The sequence below is a fragment of the Planomonospora sp. ID91781 genome, assembly GCF_015711595.1.
Lineage (GTDB): Bacteria > Actinomycetota > Actinomycetes > Streptosporangiales > Streptosporangiaceae > Planomonospora > Planomonospora parontospora.
On the sequence record NZ_JABTEY010000002.1, the window covers coordinates 2082181 to 2105356 of the forward strand.

20 protein-coding genes are annotated in these 23176 nt (G+C 72.8%); 12 read left to right on the forward strand and 8 right to left on the reverse strand.

The window, feature by feature from the left end:
- Positions 1-16: 16 nt before the first annotated feature.
- Entirely contained in the window at positions 17-2086 is a 2070-nt protein-coding gene (locus HS048_RS28460; protein WP_196469539.1) for a RecQ family ATP-dependent DNA helicase, read from the reverse strand.
- 140 nt (positions 2087-2226) lie between these two features.
- Positions 2227-2883 (reverse strand): hypothetical protein, encoded by a 657-nt coding sequence (locus HS048_RS28465; protein WP_196469212.1) that lies wholly within the window; start codon positions 2881-2883, stop codon positions 2227-2229.
- A 69-nt stretch (positions 2884-2952) separates the two neighbouring features.
- Between HS048_RS28465 and HS048_RS28470 the strand changes: the two genes are divergently transcribed.
- Positions 2953-3543 (forward strand): GNAT family N-acetyltransferase, encoded by a 591-nt coding sequence (locus HS048_RS28470; RefSeq protein ID WP_374058797.1) that lies wholly within the window; start codon positions 2953-2955, stop codon positions 3541-3543.
- 162 nt (positions 3544-3705) lie between these two features.
- Positions 3706-6213, forward strand: a complete 2508-nt coding sequence (locus HS048_RS28475) for a DNA topoisomerase (ATP-hydrolyzing) subunit A (RefSeq protein WP_196469213.1) — start codon at positions 3706-3708, stop codon at positions 6211-6213.
- A 66-nt stretch (positions 6214-6279) separates the two neighbouring features.
- Here HS048_RS28475 and HS048_RS28480 read toward each other — a convergent pair whose 3' ends face one another.
- Together HS048_RS28480 and HS048_RS28485 are read right to left on the reverse strand one after the other, a co-directional pair.
- The gene (locus HS048_RS28480; protein WP_307832684.1) at positions 6280-6648 is read right to left on the reverse strand and encodes a VOC family protein; all 369 of its coding nucleotides are present in this window, start codon (positions 6646-6648) and stop codon (positions 6280-6282) included.
- 95 nt (positions 6649-6743) lie between these two features.
- Entirely contained in the window at positions 6744-7061 is a 318-nt protein-coding gene (locus HS048_RS28485) for a hypothetical protein (RefSeq protein ID WP_196469214.1), read from the reverse strand.
- A 167-nt stretch (positions 7062-7228) separates the two neighbouring features.
- Between HS048_RS28485 and HS048_RS28490 the strand changes: the two genes are divergently transcribed.
- Complete coding sequence (locus HS048_RS28490) at positions 7229-7723, forward strand: carbonic anhydrase (protein ID WP_068898688.1); 495 nt, start codon at positions 7229-7231, stop codon at positions 7721-7723.
- A 42-nt stretch (positions 7724-7765) separates the two neighbouring features.
- On the opposite strand, the gene HS048_RS28495 is transcribed toward HS048_RS28490, so the two are convergent.
- Positions 7766-9838, reverse strand: a complete 2073-nt coding sequence (locus HS048_RS28495; protein ID WP_191894817.1) for a type IIA DNA topoisomerase subunit B — start codon at positions 9836-9838, stop codon at positions 7766-7768.
- A 240-nt stretch (positions 9839-10078) separates the two neighbouring features.
- Here HS048_RS28495 and HS048_RS37650 point away from each other — a divergent pair, with 240 nt between their 5' ends.
- Positions 10079-10309, forward strand: coding sequence for a hypothetical protein (locus HS048_RS37650; protein WP_068898692.1), 231 nt, complete (start codon positions 10079-10081; stop codon positions 10307-10309).
- 11 nt (positions 10310-10320) lie between these two features.
- Here HS048_RS37650 and HS048_RS28500 read toward each other — a convergent pair whose 3' ends face one another.
- Positions 10321-11148, reverse strand: coding sequence for an N-acetyltransferase (locus HS048_RS28500; protein ID WP_230881907.1), 828 nt, complete (start codon positions 11146-11148; stop codon positions 10321-10323).
- Between the two features lie 96 nt (positions 11149-11244).
- On the opposite strand from HS048_RS28500, the gene HS048_RS28505 reads away from it, so the two are divergent.
- A complete protein-coding gene (locus HS048_RS28505) occupies positions 11245-11979 on the forward strand; it encodes a YaaA family protein (protein WP_196469215.1) in 735 nt (244 codons plus the stop codon).
- A gap of 181 nt (positions 11980-12160) precedes the next feature.
- On the opposite strand, the gene HS048_RS28510 is transcribed toward HS048_RS28505, so the two are convergent.
- Both HS048_RS28510 and HS048_RS28515 read right to left on the reverse strand, forming a co-directional pair.
- Positions 12161-13801, reverse strand: coding sequence for an RNA polymerase sigma factor (locus tag HS048_RS28510; protein WP_196469216.1), 1641 nt, complete (start codon positions 13799-13801; stop codon positions 12161-12163).
- A gap of 241 nt (positions 13802-14042) precedes the next feature.
- A complete protein-coding gene (locus HS048_RS28515) occupies positions 14043-16136 on the reverse strand; it encodes a SpoIIE family protein phosphatase (RefSeq protein WP_196469217.1) in 2094 nt (697 codons plus the stop codon).
- A 680-nt stretch (positions 16137-16816) separates the two neighbouring features.
- Between HS048_RS28515 and HS048_RS28520 the strand changes: the two genes are divergently transcribed.
- The 7 genes from HS048_RS28520 to HS048_RS28550 all read left to right on the forward strand — a co-directional run bounded on the left by HS048_RS28520 (position 16817) and on the right by HS048_RS28550 (position 23163).
- On the forward strand, positions 16817-17059 hold the full coding sequence (locus HS048_RS28520) for a hypothetical protein (RefSeq protein WP_068898700.1): 243 nt from the start codon (positions 16817-16819) through the stop codon (positions 17057-17059).
- A 440-nt stretch (positions 17060-17499) separates the two neighbouring features.
- A complete protein-coding gene (locus HS048_RS28525; protein WP_068898948.1) occupies positions 17500-19011 on the forward strand; it encodes a hypothetical protein in 1512 nt (503 codons plus the stop codon).
- Between the two features lie 9 nt (positions 19012-19020).
- Positions 19021-19776 (forward strand): LamB/YcsF family protein, encoded by a 756-nt coding sequence (locus tag HS048_RS28530; protein ID WP_196469218.1) that lies wholly within the window; start codon positions 19021-19023, stop codon positions 19774-19776.
- A complete protein-coding gene (locus tag HS048_RS28535) occupies positions 19773-20435 on the forward strand; it encodes an allophanate hydrolase subunit 1 (RefSeq protein ID WP_196469219.1) in 663 nt (220 codons plus the stop codon). The genes HS048_RS28530 and HS048_RS28535 overlap by 4 nt, the downstream gene beginning before the upstream one ends.
- Before the next feature lie 43 nt (positions 20436-20478).
- A complete protein-coding gene (locus tag HS048_RS28540) occupies positions 20479-21324 on the forward strand; it encodes a biotin-dependent carboxyltransferase family protein (RefSeq protein WP_196469220.1) in 846 nt (281 codons plus the stop codon).
- Between the two features lie 94 nt (positions 21325-21418).
- Positions 21419-22060, forward strand: a complete 642-nt coding sequence (pnuC, locus tag HS048_RS28545; RefSeq protein WP_196469221.1) for a nicotinamide riboside transporter PnuC — start codon at positions 21419-21421, stop codon at positions 22058-22060.
- Positions 22057-23163, forward strand: coding sequence for an AAA family ATPase (locus tag HS048_RS28550; RefSeq protein WP_196469222.1), 1107 nt, complete (start codon positions 22057-22059; stop codon positions 23161-23163). The genes pnuC and HS048_RS28550 overlap by 4 nt, the downstream gene beginning before the upstream one ends.
- The last annotated feature ends 13 nt before the right edge of the window (positions 23164-23176 follow it).

The following is a 23176-nucleotide window of genomic DNA, read 5'->3' on the forward strand; positions in this document are numbered from 1 at the left end:
GCCCGGGCGGCGCGGGCTAGCTCGTCACCGCCAGGGCGAGGGGCAGCACGGCCGGGGCTCCGGCGTGGCGGAGCAGCGCGGCCCCCAGTGTCATGGTCCAGCCGGTGTCGACGCGGTCGTCGACCAGCAGGACCGGGCCGCCCGCCTCGGCGACCGCCGCACCGAGGGCGGAGGGCATGGCGAGCGTGGCCCGGATGGCCTGGACCCGCTGGGCGCTGTTGAAGCGCTGCGCGGGCGGTCCGGACCGGTAGCCCAGGTCGCCCAGGTAGGACAGGCGCCCGACCTGGGCCAGCCGCTCGGCCAGGCTGCGCACCAGCAGCGGACGGCTGGCCGAGGGCACCGCGACCACGGCGACCGGGCGCTGCGCCCACTGCCAGGACGACAGCACGGTGACCACCGCGGCGAACACGTCGTCGGGGACGGGGCCGTCGGGAGCGCCATCGGCCAGCAGCCCGCGCAGCCGGTTGCCCCAGCCGATGTCGGTGAGCCTGCCCAGGACCCGGCCGGGCTCGGCGCCCAGCTCGGGCTTGATCCGGCCCTTGAGGTCGCTCAGCCCGGTCGGCCACTGCCGGCGCGCCTCGATCTCCACGCCGGGCCGGTGCAGGCTCTCGGCGGCGCGCTCGACCGCACGGGCCTCGACCTCGGGCGAGCGGTGCGTCCCGGTGCAGTTGTCGCAGCGCCCGCACGGCGTGGCGGAGTCGTCGTCCAGCCGGCGGCGGAGGAACTCCTCGCGGCACCCGGTGGTGTCGAGGTAGTCGAGCATGGCCTTCTGCTCGGCCTCGCGCTCGGCGGCGACCCGGGCGTAGCGGTCCGCGTCGTAGTCCCACGGCTCACCGGTGGCCTCCCAGCCGCCCTTGACCCGGCGCACCGCGCCGTCGACGTCCAGGACCTTGAGCATGCTCTCCAGCCGGGTCCGGCTGAGGTCGACCCGGCTCTCCAGGGCGGCGGTGGACATGACCCCGCCGTCGGCCAGCGCGGCCAGCACGGTGCGCACGACCTGCTCGGGGGGGAAGGCCAGCGAGGCGAAGTAGGACCAGATCTCCCGGTCCTCGGCGCCGGGCAGCAGGATCACCTCGGCCCGCTCGACCCCGCGCCCGGCGCGGCCGACCTGCTGGTAGTAGGCGACCGGCGACGGCGGGGCGCCGACGTGGACGACGAAGCCCAGGTCGGGCTTGTCGTAGCCCATGCCCAGTGCGGAGGTGGCGACCAGCGCCTTGATCTTGTTGTCGAGCAGCGCCTGCTCGGCGGCGAGCCGTTCGGCCTGCTCGGTCTGGCCGGAGTAGGCGGCCACCTCGTGGCCCTGCTCGCGCAGGTAGGCGGCGATCTCCTGGGCGGCGGCCACGGTGAGCGTGTAGACGATGCCGGAGCCGGGCAGCTCGTGCAGGGTCTGGGCGAGCCAGGCCAGGCGCTGCTCGGCGCCGCGGAGCCGTACGACGCCCAGGTGGAGGCTCTCGCGCTCCAGCGGCCCGCGCAGCACGAGCGTCTCCTCGCCGAGCTGCTCGGCGACGTCGCGGGTGACGCGGGCGTTGGCGGTGGCGGTGGTGGCCAGCACCGGCACGCCCTCGGGCAGCTCCTCGAAGAGGGTGCGCAGCCGCCGGTAGTCGGGGCGGAAGTCGTGGCCCCAGTCGGAGATGCAGTGCGCCTCGTCCACCACGACCAGGCCCGCGCTCTCGGCGAGCTCGGGCAGGACCTGGTCGCGGAACTCGGGGTTGTTGAGCCGTTCGGGGCTGACCAGCAGCACGTCGACCGTGCCCTCGGCCACCTGCCCGTAGATCTGCTCCCACTCCTCGGGGTTGGCCGAGTTGACGGTGACCGCGTGGATCCCGGCCCGCTCGGCGGCGGCGATCTGGTTGCGCATCAGGGCCAGCAGCGGTGAGACGATGACCGTCGGCCCCTCGCCCAGCTCGCGCAGGAGCGCGGTGGCGATGAAGTAGACCGCCGACTTGCCCCAGCCGGTGCGCTGCACCACCAGGACCCGGCGCCGGTCCATGACCAGCGCCTTGATCGCCGACCACTGGTCGTCGCGCAGCCGGGCGTGCTCTCCGGCGAGCGCCCGCAGGCGCTCCTCGGCCTCCTGGCGCAGCATCTGCTCTTCGCTCACTGGTCATTGCTATCAGGTCCCGGTGACGGTTTCGTCCAGTCGCGCCGTCCGGCCGTACGCCGGGTGCGGGCCGCGCCGTCGGCGGGCCCGGGAGCCGGGGCGGACGGCGCGGCTCCCGCCGGAGGTCAGATCTCCTCCACCGACCCGCACTCCCCTTCCTTCATCGGAGCCTCGCCGTCGGCGTAGGCGTCCTGCAGCGGGCCGTCACCGCCGCCCTCGGACCGGAAATCGGGGCGGTGGAAGCGGCCGGTGGAGTCGCACTCCACTCCCGCGTTCCACCCGTCGACGCTGTCGCCCTCCCAGTGGCGGAGCCTGCCGCCGGGCTCGTCCCGCCAGAACTCGTGGCGTGACTTGGTGTAGGCCATCACCCGGACGATGGGCCCGGTCTTGCCCGCGGGCCGGACCGCGTAGACGAACCGCGCCTCGTAGGTCACCACCAGCAGGGGGCCGACCTCCTTGTCCCTGCCCGGCGCCGCGGAGAGCAGGCTCTGCTCGTCGAGGTAGGCGGCCTCCAGCAGGCTTCTGCTGACCTTGTAGGCCGCACGGACGTCCTTGGCCGGGAAACGTCCCACGGCCTCGGCCTCCGGGACCTCGATCCCCGCGATCCCCTCGGCGAACCCCTCCGAGGGGGATCCTTTGAACGGCGCATCCTCGGTGATCACGGCCGGGTCCGCCATCGCCTCCTCGGCGGCCCTGCCCACCGTTCCGATCACTCCGCAGCCGGTCAGTGCGCCCGCCAGGCACACGGCCGCGACCACCCGTCCCAGCCCGTGTCCACGCATCGCCGGATCATATTCGATGTGATCTCCACCGTTACGTCCGGATACGGGCACCGGCGAGGACGTGGTTTCATGAGGCTCACTATGGACGTCACCACCTGGTATCTCGAGCAGACCTCCCCGGCGGACCTGCGACCCGCCAAGCCCCCGGCGATCGAGCTCGACGTCGTGCGCGCCGAGGTCCCCTCCCCGGAGTTCAGCCGTTTCCTCTACACCGCCGTCGGCGGCGACTGGCAGTGGACCGACCGGCTGCCGTGGACCTGGCGGCAGTGGGCGGACTTCCTGGACCGGGGCGTGGAGACCTGGGTGGCCTACCACCGCGGCACCCCCGCCGGATACGCCGAGTTGCTCCCGCAGAACGACGCGGCCGTCGAGATCACCTCCTTCGGCCTCCTGCCCTGGGCGATCGGCAGGGGCGTGGGCGGGCACCTGCTGGAGGCCGGTACGGCACGCGCCTGGGACCTGGCCGGGCGCCGGCCGGACCGCGAGCCGACCCGCCGGGTGTGGCTGCACACCTGCTCCCTGGACGGCCCGGCGGCGCTGGCCAACTACCGGGCGCGCGGGTTCCGGGTCTACGACGCGAGGACCGGTGTCCCCGGCGACGCGGACGAGGGGTCCACCCCCGGGCCCTGGCCCGGTGCCGGTCCGCGCGACCGGGGGTGACGGGAGAGGGCCGGCGTCCCCGCCGCGCCCGGCGGCACCGGTTCCCCGGCCGTGACCGCGGCGGCCCCGTGCAGCCGCCGGGGCCGCGGATGGCGGCGGCACGGCGGCCGGCTTCGGCGTTGAAGTCGCGGGCACCCCTTGTTCTTCGGCACAATGTTCGATATGGCCCGACGGACGACCACGCCCCCCGCTGACGAGGACTTCGAAGAGCGGATCGTCGACATCGACGTTTCCGCCGAGATGCGCACCAGCTTCCTCGAGTACGCATACTCGGTGATCTACCAGCGCGCGCTGCCCGACGCCCGGGACGGCCTCAAGCCGGTCCAGCGCCGCATCCTCTACTCGATGAGCGAGATGGGCCTGCGGCCCGACCGGGGGCACGTCAAGTCGTCACGGGTCGTCGGCGACGTCATGGGCAAGCTCCACCCGCACGGCGACACCGCCATCTACGACGCGCTGGTCCGCATGGCGCAGCCGTTCTCCATGCGGCTGCCGCTGATCGACGGGCACGGCAACTTCGGCTCCCCCGACGACCTGCCCGCCGCGATGCGCTACACCGAGGCGCGCCTGGCCGCCGCGGCCATGGCCATGGTGCAGTCGATCGACGAGAACACCGTCGACTTCAAGCCCAACTACGACGGCCAGGAGACCGAGCCCACGGTCATGCCGTCGGCGTTCCCCAACCTCCTGGTCAACGGCGCCACCGGCATCGCGGTCGGCATGGCGACCAACATGGCCCCGCACAACCTCGGCGAGGTCGTCGCCGCCGCCCGCCACCTGATCAAGAAGCCGGACGCCACGCTCGAGGACCTGATGCGGTTCGTCCCGGGCCCCGACCTGCCCACGGGCGGCACGATCATCGGGCTGGACGGCATCCGCGACGCCTACGCCCGCGGCCGGGGCACCTTCCGGATGCGCGCCAAGTGCGCGGTCGAGCAGGTCAGCCCCCGGCGCAAGGGCATCGTCGTCACCGAGCTGCCGTTCAACGTGGGCCCCGAGCGCGTGGTCACCAAGATCCGTGAGCTGGTCACGGCCAAGAAGCTGCACGGCATCTCCGACCTGAAGGACCTCAGCGACCGCCACCGCGGCCTGCGGCTGGTCATCGAGATCAAGAACGGCTTCATCCCGGAGGCCGTGCTGGAGGAGCTCTACCGGCTGACGCCGATGGAGGAGACCTTCGGCATCAACAACGTGGCGCTGGTCGACGGCCAGCCCCGCACGCTCGGGCTGCGCGAGCTGCTCCAGGTCTACGTGGACCACCGCCTCGACGTGGTCCGCCGGCGCTCGGCCCACCGCCGCCGCAAGCGCGAGGAGCGCCTGCACCTCGTCGAGGGCCTCGTCGTCGCCCTGCTCAACATCGACGAGGTCATCCGCGTCATCCGTTCCTCCGACGACTCCGCCCAGGCCCGTGAGCGCCTGATGGCGGCCTACGAGCTGTCGGAGATCCAGGCCGCCTACATCCTCGACACCCCGCTGCGCCGGCTGACCCGCTACGACAAGCTGGAGCTGGACCGGGAGCAGGAGACCCTGCGTGAGGAGATCGCCGAGCTGACGGCGATCCTGTCCTCGGAGGACCGGCTGCGCAAGGTCGTCTCCGACGAGCTCGCCCAGGTGGCCAAGACCTACGGCACCCCCCGCCGCACGGTCCTGCTGGAGGCCTCCGGCGCCCCCCGGAAGACCGCGGCGCCGCTGGAGCTGGAGGTGCCCGACGACCCGTGCCTGGTCCTGTTCTCCTCCACCGGCCTGCTGGCCCGTACGGCCGACGCCTCTCCGCTGCCCCGCGAGGGCGGACGGTCCCCCCACGACGTGCTGGTCTCCGCGGTGCGGAGCACGGTCCGGGGCGAGGTGGGCGTGGTCACCAGCCAGGGCCGGATGATCCGGGTCCAGGTCGTGGACCTGCCGACGCTCCCTCCGTCGTCGGATCCGCCGTCCCTGTCCGGCGGCCACCCGGTCTCCGAATACGTCGCGCTGAACCCCGGGGAGACGGTCGTGGGCATCGGCTCCCTCGATCCCGACGGGCCCGGCCTGGCACTGGGCACCGCTCAGGGCGTGGTCAAGCGGGTCGTGCCCGACTATCCGGCCAACCGCGACGATTTCGAGGTCATCGGGCTCAAGGACGGCGACACCGTGGTGGGCGCGGCGGAGCTGACCTCCGAGGAGCACGATCTGGTCTTCATCACCTCCGACGCCCAGCTCCTGCGCTTCTCCGCCTCGATCGTGCGGCCCCAGGGACGTCCGGCGGGCGGCATGGCCGGCATCCGGCTGGACGGGGGCTCCCGGGTGATCTGGTTCGGCGCCGTGGATCCGGCCCTGGAGTCCAGAGTCGTGACGATCGCCGGTTCCTCCACCGCCCTGCCCGGCACCCAGACCGGCGGAGTCAAGATCTCCGATTTCGCCGAATACCCGGCGAAGGGCCGTGCCACCGGCGGCGTCCGCGCCCAGCGGTTCCTCAAGGGTGAGGACGTGCTGCTGCTCGCCTGGGCGGGCCCCGGACCGGCGCGCGCCGTCTCGGCCACCGGCAAGCCGGTCCCGCTCCCCGAGGAGCTCGGCCGCCGGGACGGTTCGGGCCTCCGCCTCACCCACGCGGTCGCGGCCGTGGGCGGCGCCCTGGGATCCTCGCCGGGCTCCTCCGCCGATGCCGACGGACGGGCCCCGCAGGCGGCCGACTAGGTCCGCGCTCCCGGGTCGGGGAAGGCACGCAGGCGCCTCAGCCGACCCGGGAGCCCCGTCACGGCCTCACGCCACGCAGAGGCAGAACGGATGGCCGGCCGGGTCCAGATACACGCGGAACGAGCCGCTCTCGTCCGGCTGGTGCGTGTGCTTGACCGCGCCCAGCGCCAGGACGGCCGCCTCGGCCTCGTCGAGGTCGTCCACGGTCAGGTCCAGGTGGAGCTGCTGGGGGCGGGCGGGATCGGGCCAGTCCGGCGGCTGGTGGTCCGGCGCCTTCTGGAACGAGATGCGCTCCGCCTCCTCGGCTCCGCGGATGGTCACCCAGTCGTCCTCGACCGTGGTGATCTTCCAGTCGAGGAGCGCGCTGTAGAAGCCGGCCAGGCGATCAGGGTCCGGACAGTCGAGGACGACGGCCCGCATGCGTGCGATTCCCACGGTTCCTCCCAGGTGTCACCGGTGAAAACCCCATGGCGGTGTTGCGCATGGTCGGAACCTCCCTTCCCCCGGCTCATCGGTTCATGCACGACCGATCAGGCCGGTGATCCCTGGAGGGCGGACCTGATGGCCGCCAGCAGTTGCCGCGGCTCACCGGCCTCCCAGAAACGGACGATCCGGGCCACCTCCTCGTCCGGCCGGAACTCCCCGCCACCTCCCGGCCCGAAGCATCCGGCGTCCGCGAGGGCCACCAGGAGCGGGTCGTCCTCGCCGAGCGCCTCCACGTAGGCCGTCGCGTCCAGCAACGCCAGCGCCGAGCGCGCATTGCGCCCCCCGTCACGGGGCTCCACGCGGTCCAGCTTCTTCCTGGCCTGGGCGCGCAGGTATCCGGCCAGGGATTCGGTTCTGCTCATGGCCCTTCCCGAGATTCTCTACTTTGCGTCATATCATCATCACCTAAAGTGATCTGCGATGGCGCGATCTTAGCCCAGAAGGCCGGGAGTGGGACCCCGGAAACCTCGATGAAACGGACATGAGGGATCATCGACGTTGTTGATTTCACCGACCGAAGGGTGGGCCTGTGAGTGCGTTCGACGACCTGCTGACCGCCAACGAGAAGTTCTCCGCCGCGTTCACCGACGCGGAGCTGACCGGTAAGGCGGCCCGGGGACTGGCCGTCGTCACCTGCATGGACTCGCGTATCGACCCGCTGGGCGTGTTCGGCCTGAAGCCCGGTGACGCCAAGATCCTGCGCAACGCCGGGGCCCGGGTCACCGACGACGTGCTGCGGACGCTCGTCCTGGCCGTCTATCTCCTGGGCGTGAACCGGGTGCTGGTCATGCCGCACACCGACTGCGGCATGTCGAAGGTCACCGACGACGACGTGCACGGACTCGCCGCCCGGCACGGCGTCGACACCCGCAGCCTGGAGTTCCACACGGTCCCCGACCAGGACGCCGCGCTCCGCCACGACCTGGTCAGGATCAGGACCAGCCCCTTCCTTCCGGAGGGGCTGCCCGTCGGCGGCGCCATCTACGACGTCCGCACCGGAAAGCTCGTGCCGGTCGAGCTGTGAGTCCCGCTCCGCCTGGAAGGCCGCAGCGGCCTTCCAGGCGGCTCAGGCGTCGATGTGGTCGCGGTCGACCTCGGCCGCGCTGCCGACGATGAACTCCCGGCGCGGGGCCACGTCGCTGCCCATGAGGAGGTCGAAGATGCGCTCGGCCTCCTGGACGTCCTCGATCCGGACCCGGCGCAGGGTCCGGTGCCGGGGCTCCATGGTCGTCTCGGCCAGCTGGTCGGCGTCCATCTCGCCCAGGCCCTTGTAGCGCTGGACCGGGTCCTTCCACCGCTTGCCGCGCCGTTCGAGGTCGCGCAGCACCCGGTGGAGCTCGGCGTCGGAGTAGCAGTAGACGTACTTCTCCTTGCCCCGTCCCGGGTTGGTGATCTCGATCCGGTGCAGCGGCGGGACCGCCGCGAAGACCCGGCCGGCCTCCACCAGCGGCCGCATGTAGCGGTGGAACAGGGTCAGCAGCAGGCAGCGGATGTGCGCACCGTCGACGTCGGCGTCGGCCATCAGGATGACCTTGCCGTATCGTGCGGCCTCGAGGTCGAACGACCGGCCGGAGCCCGCCCCGATGACCTGGATGATGGCGGCGCACTCGGCGTTCTTGAGCATGTCGGCGACGGACGCCTTCTGCACGTTCAGGATCTTGCCGCGGATCGGCAGCAGCGCCTGGAACTCCGAGTCGCGCGCCGCCCGGGCGGTGCCCAGCGCCGAGTCGCCCTCGACGATGAACAGCTCACTGCGGTCCACGTCGTCGCTGCGGCAGTCGACCAGCTTGGCCGGGAGCGCCGAGTTCTCCAGGGCGGTCTTGCGCCGCTGGTTGTCGCGGTGCTCGCGGGCCGCGATGCGGGCCTTGGCCGCCGCGGTGATCTTCTCCAGGACCGCGCGCAGCTGGGGCTTGAGCGTGCGGGAGGGGTTGGTGAAGAACTCCTTGAGCTCCCGGGAGACGACGTGGGAGACGATCCTGCTGGCCGCCGCCGTGCCCAGGACCTCCTTGGTCTGTCCTTCGAACTGCGGCTCGGGCACCCGGACGGTCACCACGGCGGTGAGCCCCTCCACGATGTCCTCGCGGGTGACCGGCGCGTCGTTGCTCTTGAGCAGGCGCGTCTCCCGTAGCTGCTCGTTCACCGTGCGCACCAGGGCCCGCTCGAAGCCGGTGACGTGGGTGCCGCCCTTCGGCGTGGCGATCACGTTGACGAAGGAGCGGACGGTGGCGTCGTAGCCCTTGCCCCAGCGCAGCGCCACGTCCACGGTGAGCTCGCGCTGGACCTCGGTGGAGGTCATGTGGCCCAGGTCGTCGAGGACCGGGACCGTCTCGTGGAAGTGGCCGACCCCCTGCAGGCGCAGCACCTCGCAGACGGCCTCGTCGCGGGCGAGGAAGTCGGTGAACTCGGAGATGCCCCCGTCGAAGCGGAACTCCTCCTCGGAGGGCTCCTCGCCGCGGCTGTCGCGCACGGACAGGGTGAGTCCCGGCACGAGGAACGCGGTCTGGCGGAGGCGGACGTGGATCTCGTCGAGGGAGACCTCGGCCTCGGGCAGGAAGATCTGGCGGTCCGCCCAGAACCGGACGCGCGTGCCGGTGACGTCGCGGGCGAGCGGACCGCCGTCGCGCAGCCCCGACTTCTTCTTGAACTTGGCGGTGGGCCCGTCTCCGTCGAAGACCCCGGGGACGCCCCGGCGGAAGCTGATCTCGTGGATCCGGCCCTCGCGGTCGACCTCCACGTCCAGCCGGGAGGACAGGGCGTTCACCACGGAGGCGCCGACGCCGTGCAGGCCTCCGGAGGCGGCGTAGGAGCCGCCGCCGAACTTTCCGCCCGCGTGGAGCTTGGTGTAGACGAGCTCCACGCCGGCCAGGCCGCTCTTGGGCTCGACGTCGACCGGGATGCCGCGGCCGTTGTCCCGGACCTCGATCGAGCCGTCGGGGTGGAGCTCGACCTCGATGCGCGTGCAGTGACCCGCCAGCGCCTCGTCGACCCCGTTGTCCACGATCTCCCACAGGCAGTGCATGAGACCGCGGCTGTCGGTGGACCCGATGTACATGCCCGGGCGCTTGCGGACGGCTTCGAGCCCCTCCAGCACCGACAGATGACGGGCCGTATAACCCGCCTCCGTGCTAACTGCGGTCACACCCACTCCCACTCTGCTCGAACACGTGTGCGCAGCTTACCGTTCTTCCCGCCGCGGCGCGTCCCAGCTTGCCAGCAGGGACCGGGCCGCGTTACCCCCGGCGAGATCTCCGTCACTCCCGGCGGCATTCCGCTCTCGGCGTACTCGCAGGTCGATTGGGAACGTCCGCATCCGGTTAGATGTTGTCTCAAGTGACTGACGCCCGATCCCCCACGTCGGGGATGACCCGAAAGGCGATACGTGACTGGAGCTCTCGCCCCCGCCAAGCCGTTGACGGCCACGGACCGCTGTGACCGGTGCGGCGCCCAGGCTTACATCCGCGCCACCCTTCCCGTCGGTGGGGAGCTGCTGTTCTGCGCCCACCACGGGCGGCAGCACGTAGCCGTGCTGAGGGACAAGGGTGCCGACATTCAGGACGAGTCGGCACGTCTCAGCGCGACCCCCTCCACCGCAGGCAACGACGAAAGATAAGGGTCCTCGCTTCATCGGACCCGATAGTGATATCGGGCCGACGCCGTGAAACCCAGCCGCTCGTAGAGTGACCGGGCCGCGGTGTTGGCCTCCACCACACATAGATACGCATGCCGAGCGCCCTGCTCCCGCCCGTGCGAGAGCAGGGCGTTCAGTATGCGCCGCGCATGGCCCCGCCTCCGTGCGTGCGCCGCCGTGGCCATGCAGTAGACGCCCAGCCACTCCCCCTGGACGACCCCCCGCCCCACCGCCTCCGCTCCGAGGGAGCCGTAGACGGCGGGCACCCCGGTGAGGATGCGGCGAGCCGTCTCCCGGGCGTCATCGCCGCCCCTGCCGTCCACGCTCCACCAGACGTCCAGCCAGTCGGCGCCCGGTTCCGCCGCGAGCCGGACCTCCGCCCCGGACCAGCCGTCCTCCGGCGCGCCGGCGCCCCCGCCCGGCTCCGCACCCTCCTCCGGCGCCGGAACGCCTCCCGATGCCGGACCCGCCCCCGGGACCGGGGCCCCTCCCCTCCCGGCGCCCGGCGCGACCGGCTCCAGCGGCGCGACCATCACCAGGGTGGGATCGACGACCCGGTAGCCGCGCGCCTCCAGCAGGCCGTCCAGTCCCGGTGCCGCGCCCGGGCCCACGGAGAACGCGCAGGGCAGCCCCTGCCCGGCGTAGAACTCCTCCGCCGCGTCCACGGCCGGCTCCAGGTCCCGCCTGCCTCCGAGCGGCAGGACCGAGTTGGCCCGTTTGGTGACCCCGCCCGCGGTGCGCAGCGTCCACCCGCCGGAGTCCGTCCGGCCGAGGGCCGGCCACGCCCGGTCGACCAGGCGGTCGAACACGTCGTCCGTCATGATCCAAGATCATATAATCTTCCCGCCGCCTTCCGTTCCCGGGTACCGCCGCTCCCCGGCCCGGTGACCCTCGGCAGGCCCCTAAGCTCGGGAACCGTGCTGATTCTGCTGCCTCCCTCGGAGGGCAAGGCCGCGGCGGGTGACGGTCCCGCCCTTGACCTGTCCTCCCTGAGCTTCCCGTCCCTGCCCCGGCAGACCGTCCTGGAGGCGCTGACCGCACTGTGCGAGCGGCCGGAGGCCCGAACCGTGCTCGGCCTGTCGGAAGGCCAGACCGGCGAGGTCGCGAAGAACCTGCTGCTGCGGACCGCGCCCGCGCTGCCGGCCGCCGAGCTCTACACCGGAGTGCTCTACGACAACCTCGGCCTCGCCTCCCTGCCCCCGGAGGCCGCCGGGCGGGCGGCGGAGAGCCTGCTGATCTTCTCCGGCCTCTGGGGACTGCTCCGGATCACCGACCGGGTCCCGCCGTACCGGCTGTCCATGGCGGTGAGGCTCCCGCCGATCGGCGGACTGGGCGCCTTCTGGCGCTGTGCGCTCACCCCGGTGCTCGACGCCGAACCGGGCCTGGTCGTGGACCTGCGCTCCAGCACCTACACGGCGGCCTGGCAGCCGGGCGGCCGGGGAGTGGCGGTGCGGGTGCTCAGGGACGGGAAGGTCGTCAGCCACATGGCCAAGGCCACCCGGGGGGTGATCGCCCGCAGCCTGCTGGAGGGCGGCGCCGACCCGCGGACCCCGGACGAGCTGGCCAAGGTCCTCGGCGATCTCGGCCACGTGGTCAGGCTCGGGCCCGCGCCGGGCGGCAGGCGCCCGTGGACCCTGGACGTCCTGGTGTGAGGACTGCCGGAACCGCCGGAGAGGGCTTCGCCGCGAGGACGGGGATTCGCCCGCTCCGGAGCCGCCGGTCCGGGCGCGACACCCGACGAGAGGGCCCGCGCCGGTCGGCGCGGGCCCTCTCGTCGCAGAGATCCGCGGGATGGCCGTGGCGTTCCACCACGGCCGTCCCGGAGACGGGGACCTAGTCCAGGTAGTCGCGCAGGACCTGGGACCGGGACGGGTGACGGAGCTTGGACATGGTCTTCGACTCGATCTGGCGGATGCGCTCGCGCGTCACCCCGTAGACCTTGCCGATCTCGTCCAGGGTCTTCGGCTGGCCGTCGGTGAGGCCGAACCGCATGGAGACCACTCCCGCCTCGCGCTCGGACAGCGTGTCCAGGACGGAGTGGAGCTGCTCCTGCAGCAGCGTGAAGCTGACCGCGTCCGCCGGGACGATGGCCTCGGAGTCCTCGATGAGGTCACCGAACTCGCTGTCGCCCTCCTCGCCCAGCGGGGTGTGGAGGGAGATCGGCTCACGGCCGTACTTCTGGACCTCGATGACCTTCTCGGGGGTCATGTCGAGCTCGCGGGCCAGCTCTTCGGGAGTCGGCTCGCGACCGAGGTCCTGCAGCATCTGCCGCTGGACGCGGGCCAGCTTGTTGATGACCTCGACCATGTGGACCGGGATGCGGATGGTCCGCGCCTGGTCGGCCATGGCCCGGGTGATCGCCTGCCGGATCCACCACGTGGCGTAGGTGGAGAACTTGTAGCCCTTGGTGTAGTCGAACTTCTCGACCGCGCGGATCAGGCCCAGGTTCCCCTCCTGGATCAGGTCCAGGAAGAGCATGCCGCGGCCGGTGTAGCGCTTGGCCAGCGAGACCACCAGGCGGAGGTTGGCCTCCAGCAGGTGGTTCTTGGCCCGGCGGCCGTCCTCGGCGATCCACTCCAGCTCCGCGCGGACGTCCACCGGCAGCTTGTCGCCGTCGGTGCCGAGCTGCTCCTCGGCGAACAGGCCCGCCTCGATGCGCTTGGCGAGCTCGACCTCCTGCTCGGCGTTGAGCAGGGGGACCTTGCCGATCTGCTTGAGGTAGTCCTTGACCGGGTCGGCCGTGGCTCCGGCGGCGGCGACCTGCGCCACGGGGGCGTCGTCGTCGTCGTCGGAGAGGATCAGCACCTCTTCCTCGCTCTGCGGGGCGGCCACGTCGGCGGCGACCTCGGGCTTGGCCTCCTCGTCGGCCTCGACCTCGGGCTCCGCCTCGACCTCGACGTCCTCGACCTCCACCTCGAGGTCGAAGTCCTCGATCTCGACGTCCTCGAGGTCGATCTCCTCCTCGTCCTCCCCGGCGGCGGCCTTCGGCTTCGGGTCGGCCTTGGGCGCGAGCGTCTCGGGGCCGGCGCTCTTGGCGGGTCCGGAGGAGGGCTTCTTAGCGGCCGGGGCGACCTTCTTGGCCGGGGCCGCGGGCTTCTTGGGCGCAGGGACCGGTGCGGGCTCGGAACCGCCGACGACCGCGGTGACGGTCTCCGGCTGCTCCTTGGCCGCCGCGGCTGCGGTCTTGGTCTTCTTTACCGGGGCGGGTGCGGCGGGGGTCCGGCGCTTGGCCGGGGCCTTGGGCTTCTTGGGGCCCGCGGAGTCCTCGGCGGTCAGCCGTACGATGATGCCCTCTTTGCTGAGGTTGCGCAGGATTCCAGCGACCTGCGCCATCGGAATGTCCGCTTCCTCGACGGCCTTGCGGACATCCTCGGACTCGAGGAACCCCTGCGAGCGCCCCCGCTCCATCAGCTGCTGAATGACGGGCTCGTTCAGCTCGGATGGCTTCGAGCGAGTCGAACTTGCAGGCGACACGAACACCTCTCGAAGGAAAGCGTGACGAGAATGGACTCAGATGCCCGCTAGGGGCGGATGCCTCTAGTGGTGCTCAGAGAGGCCGCACGAACCGCGACGCACCTGCCCAGCATTCTGACATGACACCGTGATCCAAACGGCCGCCTCCTGGCGGTTGCCCTCCACCCTAGGCCGACGAAGACAGTAGTGCGTACGGAAGCGGGGCACCGATATCCGAAAGCAACCCTTATGACTGTTTCATTCAGTCACTCTTCGTGGTTGGCGGAACATGAATTGCAAGTACCGTGACGTCGTCATCCTGCTCATACCCCGCCAGCATGCGATCCACCAGGAAATCCAACAACATATGGGGACTACTGACAACTTCCGGCGGCGCTTCGGTAACGACCGAGCAAAGCTCCGCGAGCCCGGCGTCCAGCCCGCGCTTGCGGTTCTCCACCAGGCCGTCGGAGTACAGGACCGCGGTGTGGCCGGGCGGGACGCAGAACCTGAACTGCCGGCGGCTCGCCGGCCAGCCGAGCGGAGTGCCCGGCTCCCCGTCGCACAGCAGCGGCATGCCCTGGGGTGAGACCAGCAGGGGCGGCGGGTGCCCGGCCAGCGCCAGCGTGCCCTCGCCCGTCCCGGGTTCGACCACCATGTAGGCGAGGGTGGTAACCTGCTCCTCCTCCTCGGTCGCCTCGAAGACGCGGTCCAGACCGGTGAGCACGGCGGCGGGCGGCGGGTTGGTCAGAGCCAGGGCCCGCATCGCGTTGCGGATGCGACCCATCCCCGCCGCGGCCTTGACGCCCTTGCCCATGACGTCGCCGACCACGGCCGCGACCCGGCCGTCCTGCAGGACGAACGCGTCGTACCAGTCGCCGCCGACCTGCACGTGGCGGCTGCCCGAGCGGAACCGCTGGGCCAGCATGAGCCCCCGGACCACCGGCAGGCGGTCCGGCAGCAGGCTCCGCTGGAGCGTCTCCGCCGTGCGGTGCTCCCGCTCGAACAGGGTGGCCCGCTCGACGGCGAGCGCGCACTGCCCGGCGAGGGCCTCCAGGAAGACGCCGTCCTCCTGGGAGATCTTCTGAGGACGGGTGAAGGCGAACCGCAGCGCGCCCAGCGCACGGCCCGCGGCCAGCAGGGGCAGGCCCACCCAGGCCCGCTCGTCGCCGTGGGCGAGGAAGCCGTCGATCGCCTCCTCGTCGGCGCCGGCGTCGACCAGCTGGGCGCGCAGGCTCTCGGGCGACTCGGCGAAGACCGGGCGGCGGCTGTTCACCGCCATGGTCATCACGCTGGAGTGCGCGAGCGGGATCTCCTCGCCCGGCGCGCCCGGGACGTCGGGGATGCCGCCGTTGTTGACCAGCTTCAGCACCGACCGGTCGGAGTCGAGCAGCGCCACGGCCGACCGGTCGGCCGCCAGCGCCGTACGGCCCACGTCGATGATGACCTGGACGACCTGCTCCACCGTGAGCGCCTCGGCCAGCTGGGCCGTGGCGCCCTGCAGCCGTGCCGTGCGCAGGGCCGCGGCACCGAGCTGGTCGGTCAGCCGGCCGCGCATCTCCTCGGCCTCGCGCTGCGGGGTGACGTCGGTGTTCGCCCCGACCCACTCGACCACCCGGCCGTGCCGGATGATCGGTACGGCGCGCACCTCGAAGTAGCGGTAGCCGCTCGCCCGGGTGCGGACCCGGTAGCTCCACTCGAACATGTTCCGGCCGCGCAGGGCCTCACGCCACGCCTCCTCGGTGTGCGCGCGGTCGTCCGGGTGCACGGCCTCCAGCCAGCCGCCCGCGAGGTACTCCTCCAGCCCCTGGCCGGTGATGGCGCGCCACTGCGGCGCGTCCTCCCGGACCGCGCCGTTCGGGGCGGTGATCCACACGAGCTGCGACTGCGCCTCGACCAGCGAGCGGTAGCGCTCCTCGCTGCGCCGCAGGTTCTCCTCGACCAGCCTGCTCTCGGTGACGTCGACGCCCACCAGGCAGACCGCGCGGAACACGCCCTCGTCGTCGTGGACCGGCGAGAAGGTCAGCGACCAGTGACGGGTCTCCCCGTCGGCGGTGCGCACCCGGACGCGCTGGTCCCTCTCGAACCCGGCGCCCTCGACGACGGCGCGGACCGCCCCCTCGACCAGCGCGGTGAGGTCGGCGGGGAGCAGCTCACCCGGGGCGTGGCCCACCAGCCGCTCGGCGGGCAGGCCGACCATCTCGGCGAAGACCTCGTCCACCCGCTGGAACCGGCCGGCGGGGTCGAGGAAGGCGAAGGCGAACGGCGACTGAGACAGCAGGCCCTGCAGCAGGCCGGAGTCCGAGATGTCCACACCCGACTCCCGGGGACGGGGCACGGAGGTTTCGGCGCTCATGGTCGGCACCTCCGTCGCGTGCCAGGGTCTCCCACGAGGCACATCTCCAAACTTGCGAATTGGCGTAGCGCAGCTCCGGAGACCGGATCCTGCAGTACATCATCGGCGATGGGCGCCTTCAGGCGGAAGTCCCGCCCATGATGCGACGAACCTCCCCGGCCCGAAGACCGGGGTCTCCACGTTAACGCGACGGGGCTCCGGCGGGAGAGGAGATCCCCGCCTCCCGCGACCGGCGGACCGGCCGCCGGGACCCGCGGCCGCCGGATCCGCGCGGGAACACGGATCTCGCGGGTCTCCCGTCCCCGTCACCACGGGAGACGACGGGGCATCCATCACCCCCGCCACCCCTTCCACGCGCCGCGGTCGTCACCGTCGGCGCGTTCAAGCGTTCGCGGCCAGGACCCTAGCAGGATCGAGCCGGACCGTCCCGACAACTGCCCACCTCGCCTCCGCCGTCTCCTACCGGCAAGATCAGCCTACTGACTCCCGCCCGTTTTGGCTGCCCCTTCGCGGACACGTTCTTTACTTTCCTCCCTCCAGGAGGAGTCAACGATGGAGTCAGCTTTCCCGCCCCCCTCCGGGAGGCTTGACACCGGCGCGATAAGTTGTGGAATGAAAACGCACGTCCCCGCCGTCCACCCGGGGCCACGTCCCCGGTAACCCGGAGGAATGTGACATCCATGCCCGCTCTCGCCACCCGCTCCACCAGTGGTACGACCACATTCCACGAGTCCCTGAGCAGTCGGCTGGCCGCCGAGTTCCTCACCGTCCCCCCCGGCACCGTCGACCGCTGCGTGGCCGACGTCCGCGCCTGCACCGAGCATCTCGGCGTCGAGGCCACCCCCGAGGTCGTCGAACGGGTCGCCCGCGAACACCTGCTAGCCATCGTCAACTCCGCGCCGCCGCCGCGAAGTCCCCGGTAACATCGGGATCACCGAGCCGCGTTCCGCGCACCCATCGGCTCGGGAACGCGAGAAGGTTGGAACGTGAGCGAGCGCAGCGAGCGAGCCGGGGAACACAGCAGCCTTCGCTCATGCGCATCCCTCGCCGCAGGCGAGGAGTCCCGCATGAGCGAGCGCAGCGAGCGAGCCGGGGAACACAGCAGCCTTCGCTCATGCGCATCCCTCGCCGCAGGCGAGGAGTCCCGCATGAGCGAGCGCAGCGAGCGAGCCGGGGAACACAGCAGCCTTCGCTCATGCGCACCTCTCGCCGCAGGCGAGGAGTCCCGCATGAGCGAGCGCAGCGAGCGAGCCGGTGGGCCCGGCGGCCCGGGGTTCACCCGGTCGACGGAGGAGGCCGCTTGAGCCGCCGACACCGCAGGGACCCGAGGGAGACCCACGCGCCCGACGAGGTCTTCTCCGAGATGCTGCTGGCCGCCCGTGAGCTGCTCGCGGTGAGCAGCCCGCTGGACGCCGAGCTGATGGTCTCCGACATGGTCGGCGCCTGGTGGGGGCGGCGGCTGCGGCGCGGAGACGCCGAGCAGGTCCTCGGCGAGGGGCTGGTCGACTACGCCGCCAAGGCCGGCTCCCCCGCCGCGCTGACCCTGCTGATCGCACTGGCCTACCTCGGCACCGCCCGGCAGGCCGCCAAGGCCGAGGGCGCGGCGCTGGCGCTGATCGAACGCGACGTGGCCAGGCCCCGCTGGGCCGACCGGCTGGGGGCGGTGAAGCCGACCGGCTGCTACGTCTCCCGCGACGCCTACGGCGACCAGGACACCGTGGTCTGCACCTTCGGCTACCGCGGGGCGGACAGCGGCGAGGACCGGCACGCGCTGGTCATGGTCGTCGACTACAACATGCGGGGCATCGCCCGTGACGCGTGGGTCTCCTCCCACGTCGACAAGCTGCTGGAGCAGGCCAGGGCCGAGGCCGAGGCGAACCCGATGCTCCGCTTCGAGGAGATCGAGCCCCAGCAGGCCAGAGCCCTGCTGGAGTCGGCCATGAAGGCCACCGCCGAGTACGGCGACCGGAAGACGGCCGCGCCGGTCAGCGACAGCTACAGCGCCTACCACGCCTTCGCCCGCTCCCGGATCAAGGCGCTGCCCCCGGGCCGCAAGCGCCCGGCCCCGCTGCACAGCGAGGCCCCCTACAGCCGCGACCGCAGGGCGATGCTGGCGGCGGAGTTCCTCTCCTCGGACGCGGCCGAGCACCTGTCGGACCCCTCGGCGGCCTCCCGCTGCGCCGACCACATCATCGACTACGGCTGCGACCAGGACTTCGGCCGCCCGCTGCGGGTCAGCCCGACCAAGTGCGAGACGTTCCTGCTCGACTGGCTGCCGCGCAAGGTGATGCTGAGCCCCGCCGAGCAGGAGGCCGTGCCGTACGTCCTGTCGGCGTGGGCGCGCTTCACCGCGCCCCGCACCGGGCTGTCCGAGGAGGGGCTGCGGGCGACGCTCGACGGCATCTGGGAGGCCACGGCCCGCTTCCCGGAGACCTACCGCGATCCCACGACCTTCGGGCTGGACCGCGGCCTGGTGGAGCGGCTGCTCCCGGACGGCGACCTGTCCGCGCTGGCCCGGCGGGTGTTCGCCTTCCCTTTTCTGCAGGGCGAGCACGGCGAGGTCAAGCTCGACCTGCTCAACCCCGCCGACGAGGGCGACCGGCGGATCCTGCTGGAGATCGACCACGCCGGCGAGCCCGGCCGGTTCGACCGCGACGAGCACCTGGCCTGGCACGAGGAGATCGCCGCACGGCTGTGGGAGGGGGACCCGCCGCAGTTGTGGGAGGCGGCGCAGCGGCTGCTGGACCTCGGCCACGACCGGCACGAGGTGCTGCACGTGCTGATCGAGATCGCCGAGCGGATCGGTGACGACCCGGAGGAACTGGCCACCGCGCTCGATGACATCGCGGACATCCCCGACGAACCTCCGCTGTAGGGGAGCATCGTGGCGATCGATCTCAACGCCGACCTCGGCGAGGGCTACGGCATCTGGCGGCTGGGTGACGACGAGGCCCTGCTCGACGTGGTGACCAGCGCGAACGTCGCCTGCGGTTTCCACGCCGGTGATCCGCTGACCATCCGCCGCACCTGCGAGGCCGCGGTCGCCCGGGGGGTGCGGATCGGGGCGCAGGTCTCCTACCGGGACCTGGCCGGGTTCGGCCGCCGCGAGATGGAGGTGGATCCGGAGGAGCTCCGCGCCGAGGTGCTCTACCAGCTGGCGGCGGTGGACGGCGTCGCCCGCGCGGTGGGGGGCCGCGTCTCCTACGTCAAGCCGCACGGCGCGCTGTACAACCGCGTCTGCCGCGATCCCGAGCAGGCGGAGGCGGTCGCGGCGGCGGTCGCCGACTACGACCGGAGCCTGCCGGTGCTCACCCTGCCCGGCTCGGCCGTCCACGGGGCCGCCGCCCGCCACGGGCTCGCCACCGTCGCCGAGGCCTTCGCCGACCGCGCCTACACGCCCGCCGGGACGCTGGTCCCCCGCCGCTCCCCCGGCGCGGTGATCCACGACCCGGACGCGGTCGCGGCCCGGGCCGTGCGCATGGCGACCGCGCGGACGGTCGTCGCCGCCGACGGCTCCGAGGTCCCGGTGGAGCCCCGCTCGATCTGCGTGCACGGCGACACCCCGGGCGCCGTACGGCTGGCACGGGCCGTCCGCGACGGCCTGGCGCGGGCCGGGGTGGCCCTGGAGGCCTTCGCGTGAGCGGCGGCCCCGGCGCGGGCACGCCGCCGGACGGGGCGCTCGTCCGGGCGGCCGGGGAGCACGGGCTGCTGGTGGAGACCGGGTCGCTGGAGGTCTCGCACCGCCTGGACGCGCTGCTGCGGGCCGACCGCCCGGCCGGGGTGACGGAGATCGTGCCCGGTCCGGCCACCGTGCTGGTCGTCGCACCGGGCGCCGAGCCGGGACCGCTCAGGTCCCGGCTGGCCGCGGCGGCGCGGGCCGCGCGCGCCCCGGCCCCGGACGGGGCCGCTCCCGGGCGTCTGGTGACCGTCCCGGTGGTCTACGACGGCGCCGACCTGGACGAGGTGGCGGCGCTGAGCGGGCTGACGGCCGGCGAGGTGGTGGAACGGCACACCGGGCGGGAGCTGGTGGTGGGCTGGCTGGGGTTCGCCCCGGGGTTCGCCTACCTCACCGGTCTGGACCCCGCGCTGCACGTGCCGCGGCTGGCCACCCCGAGGACCTCGGTGCCCGCCGGGGCGGTGGCGGTCGCCGGACCCTACTCCGCCGTCTACCCCTCGGCCTCGCCGGGCGGCTGGCGGCTGCTCGGGCGCTCTCCGATGCCCGTGTGGGACGTGGCGGCCGATCCGCCCGCCGTGCTGACGCCCGGCACCCGGGTGCGTTTCCGGGCGGTCACCGGATGACGGCCGGGCCCGCCCCCTCCCGGCCCGCGCGTCCGGCGGCCGCATGATCGAGGTGGTCGAGCCGGGGCCGTACGCCACGGTGCAGGATCTGGGCCGCCCCGGTTACGGGCATCTCGGGGTGCCCCGCTCCGGCGCCGCCGACGCGCCGAGCCTGCGGCTGGCCAACCGCCTGGTCGGCAACCCCGAGGGCGCCGCCGGGATCGAGCTGACCTTCGGCGGGGCCGTGCTGCGCTTCCGGGACGGCGCGTGGGCCGCGCTCACCGGCGCCGCCTGCCCGGTCGTCCTGCGGGGCGGTTCCGCCGGGATGTACGCGCCCTTCTGGGTCCCCGCGGGCGGCGAGCTCAGGGTGGGCGCCCCGATGACCGGTCTGCGGACCTACGTCGCGGTCCGGGGCGGCGTCGACATCCCCCCGGTCCTGGGCAGCCGGTCGGCGGACTCGCTCTCCGGCCTCGGCCCGGACCCGCTCACCCCGGGCCGGGTGCTGCCGGTGGGACCGTCCGCCGGTCTGCCGCCGATCGTCGTGGACGCCGCGCCCCCGCCCGGGGACGCACCCGGTGTCCTGCGGATCCTTCCCGGCCCCCGGGACGACTGGTTCGCCCCGGGGGCGCTGGCCGCCCTGTGCGCGGAGCCGTACGAGGTGAGCCAGGACAGCAACCGGGTCGGCGTGCGGCTGCTGGGCACCCCGCTGGAGCGCGACCGGAGCGGGGAGCTGCCGAGCGAGGGCATGGTGGCGGGGGCCCTGCAGGTGCCGCCCGACGGGAGGCCGATCGTGTTCCTCGCCGACCACCCGCCGACCGGCGGCTATCCGGTGATCGCGGTCCTCGCCTCCGGCGATCTCGCAGCGGCCGCGCAGCTGCGCCCCGGCGACCGGGTCCGCTTCCGTCTCTGACGGCTCCCGCCCCGCCGGCCGTCGTCCGTACCGCCACCTGGTTCCGTTATGTCCGAAAACCCTTTATCGTCATATTGACGATTAAGGAGACGGCATGACGCTCGCAGAATTCCTCGACCCCCTCCTCCAGCCCGTGTTCACCATCGCCGGAGCCCCGACCAGCCGGGCCGAGCTCCTGGGTTTCGCCACCGGGATCCTCACGGTCTGGCTGGTGGCCCGCCAGAACATCTGGAACTGGCCGATCGGCGTCGTCAACGTGATCCTGCTCGGGCTGGTCTTCCTCGCCGTCGGTCTCTACGCCGACGCCGCCCTGCAGGTCGTCTACGTCGCGCTCGGCCTGTACGGCTGGTGGCAGTGGCGGTACGGCGGGGAGGGCCGGACCGCGCCGGCGGTCCGCCCGACCGGGCGGGCCGAGTGGGCGGCGCTGGCCGGCTGCGGCGCCGCCACCGCCACGGCGCTCACCTTCGCCCTCGCCACCTGGACCGACTCGACGGTGCCCTTCTGGGACGCCCTGACCACCGCGCTGTCCCTGATGGCCACCTACGGGCAGACCCGCAAGCTGGTGGAGTCGTGGTGGCTGTGGATCGCGGCCGACCTGATCTACATCCCGCTCTACGCCTACAAGGGCCTCTACCTCACCAGCGCCCTCTACGTCGTCTTCCTCGCCCTCTGCGTCTCGGGGCTGCTGGCCTGGCGCAGGGCCCTCCCCGCCCGGCCCGCCGCGGTGGCGGCATGAGCGCCGCCCTGCCCCGTTTCGCCCACGGCCTGGTGATCGGCAAGTTCTACCCGCCCCACGCGGGCCACCACCACCTGATCGACACCGCGGCGGCGCGGTGCGCCCGGCTGAGCGTGGTGGTCGCCGCCTCGACCGCGGAGAGCGTCCCGCTGGCCCTGCGCGCGGCCTGGCTGCGCGAGGCGCACCCGCAGCCCGGGGTGACGATCGCCCCGGTGGTCGACGACGTCGAGATCGACTACGACGATCCGGAGGTCTGGTCGGCGCACGTCGAGGTGTTCCGGCACGCGCTCGCCCTGGCGCACGGGGAGGTCCCGGCCGTCGACGCCGTCTTCTCCTCCGAGGAGTACGGCCCGGAGCTGGCCCGCCGGCTCGGCGCCGTCCACGTCGGCGTCGACCCCGGCCGGGAGCGCTTCCCCGTGAGCGGGACGGCGGTCCGCTCCGACCCCGTCTCGTGCTGGCGGTGGCTCTCCCCCGCGGTCCGCGGCCACCTGGCCCGCCGCGTCGTGGTCGTCGGCGCGGAGTCCAGCGGGACCACCACCCTGGCCAGGGCGCTGGCGGCCCACTACGCCGCCCGGGGCGGGCCGTGGGCGGGGACCCGGTGGGTGCCCGAGTACGGCAGGACGTACTGCGAGGAGAAGCTCGCCCTGGCACGGCGCCGGGCCAAGGCCGCCGGGCTGCCCGAGCCGTGGCTCGACGACCTGGAGTGGGAGTCCGCGGAGTTCGCGCTGATCGCCGAGCGGCAACTGCTCTGGGAGGACGCCGCCGCCCGCGCCGGATCCCCGCTGCTGGTGTGCGACACCGACGCGTTCGCCACCTCGTTGTGGCACGAGCGCTACCTGGGCTCGCCCGGCACCGTGCACCCGCAGGCCCGGCACGACCTGTGGATCCACACCTCGGTGGAGGGCGTGCCGTTCGAGCAGGACGGGTGGCGGGACGGCGAGGCGGTCCGGCACCGGATGGACCTGCGCTTCCGCGAGGAGCTGGCTGCCCGCGGACTACCGCACCTGGTGGTCTCCGGACCGCCGCGCGCGCGGCTGGAGCAGGCCGTCGAGGTGGTCGACGGCCTGCTCGCACGGGGATGGGACTTCGCCCCGCCGCTGTGAGGGCCGCTGTGAA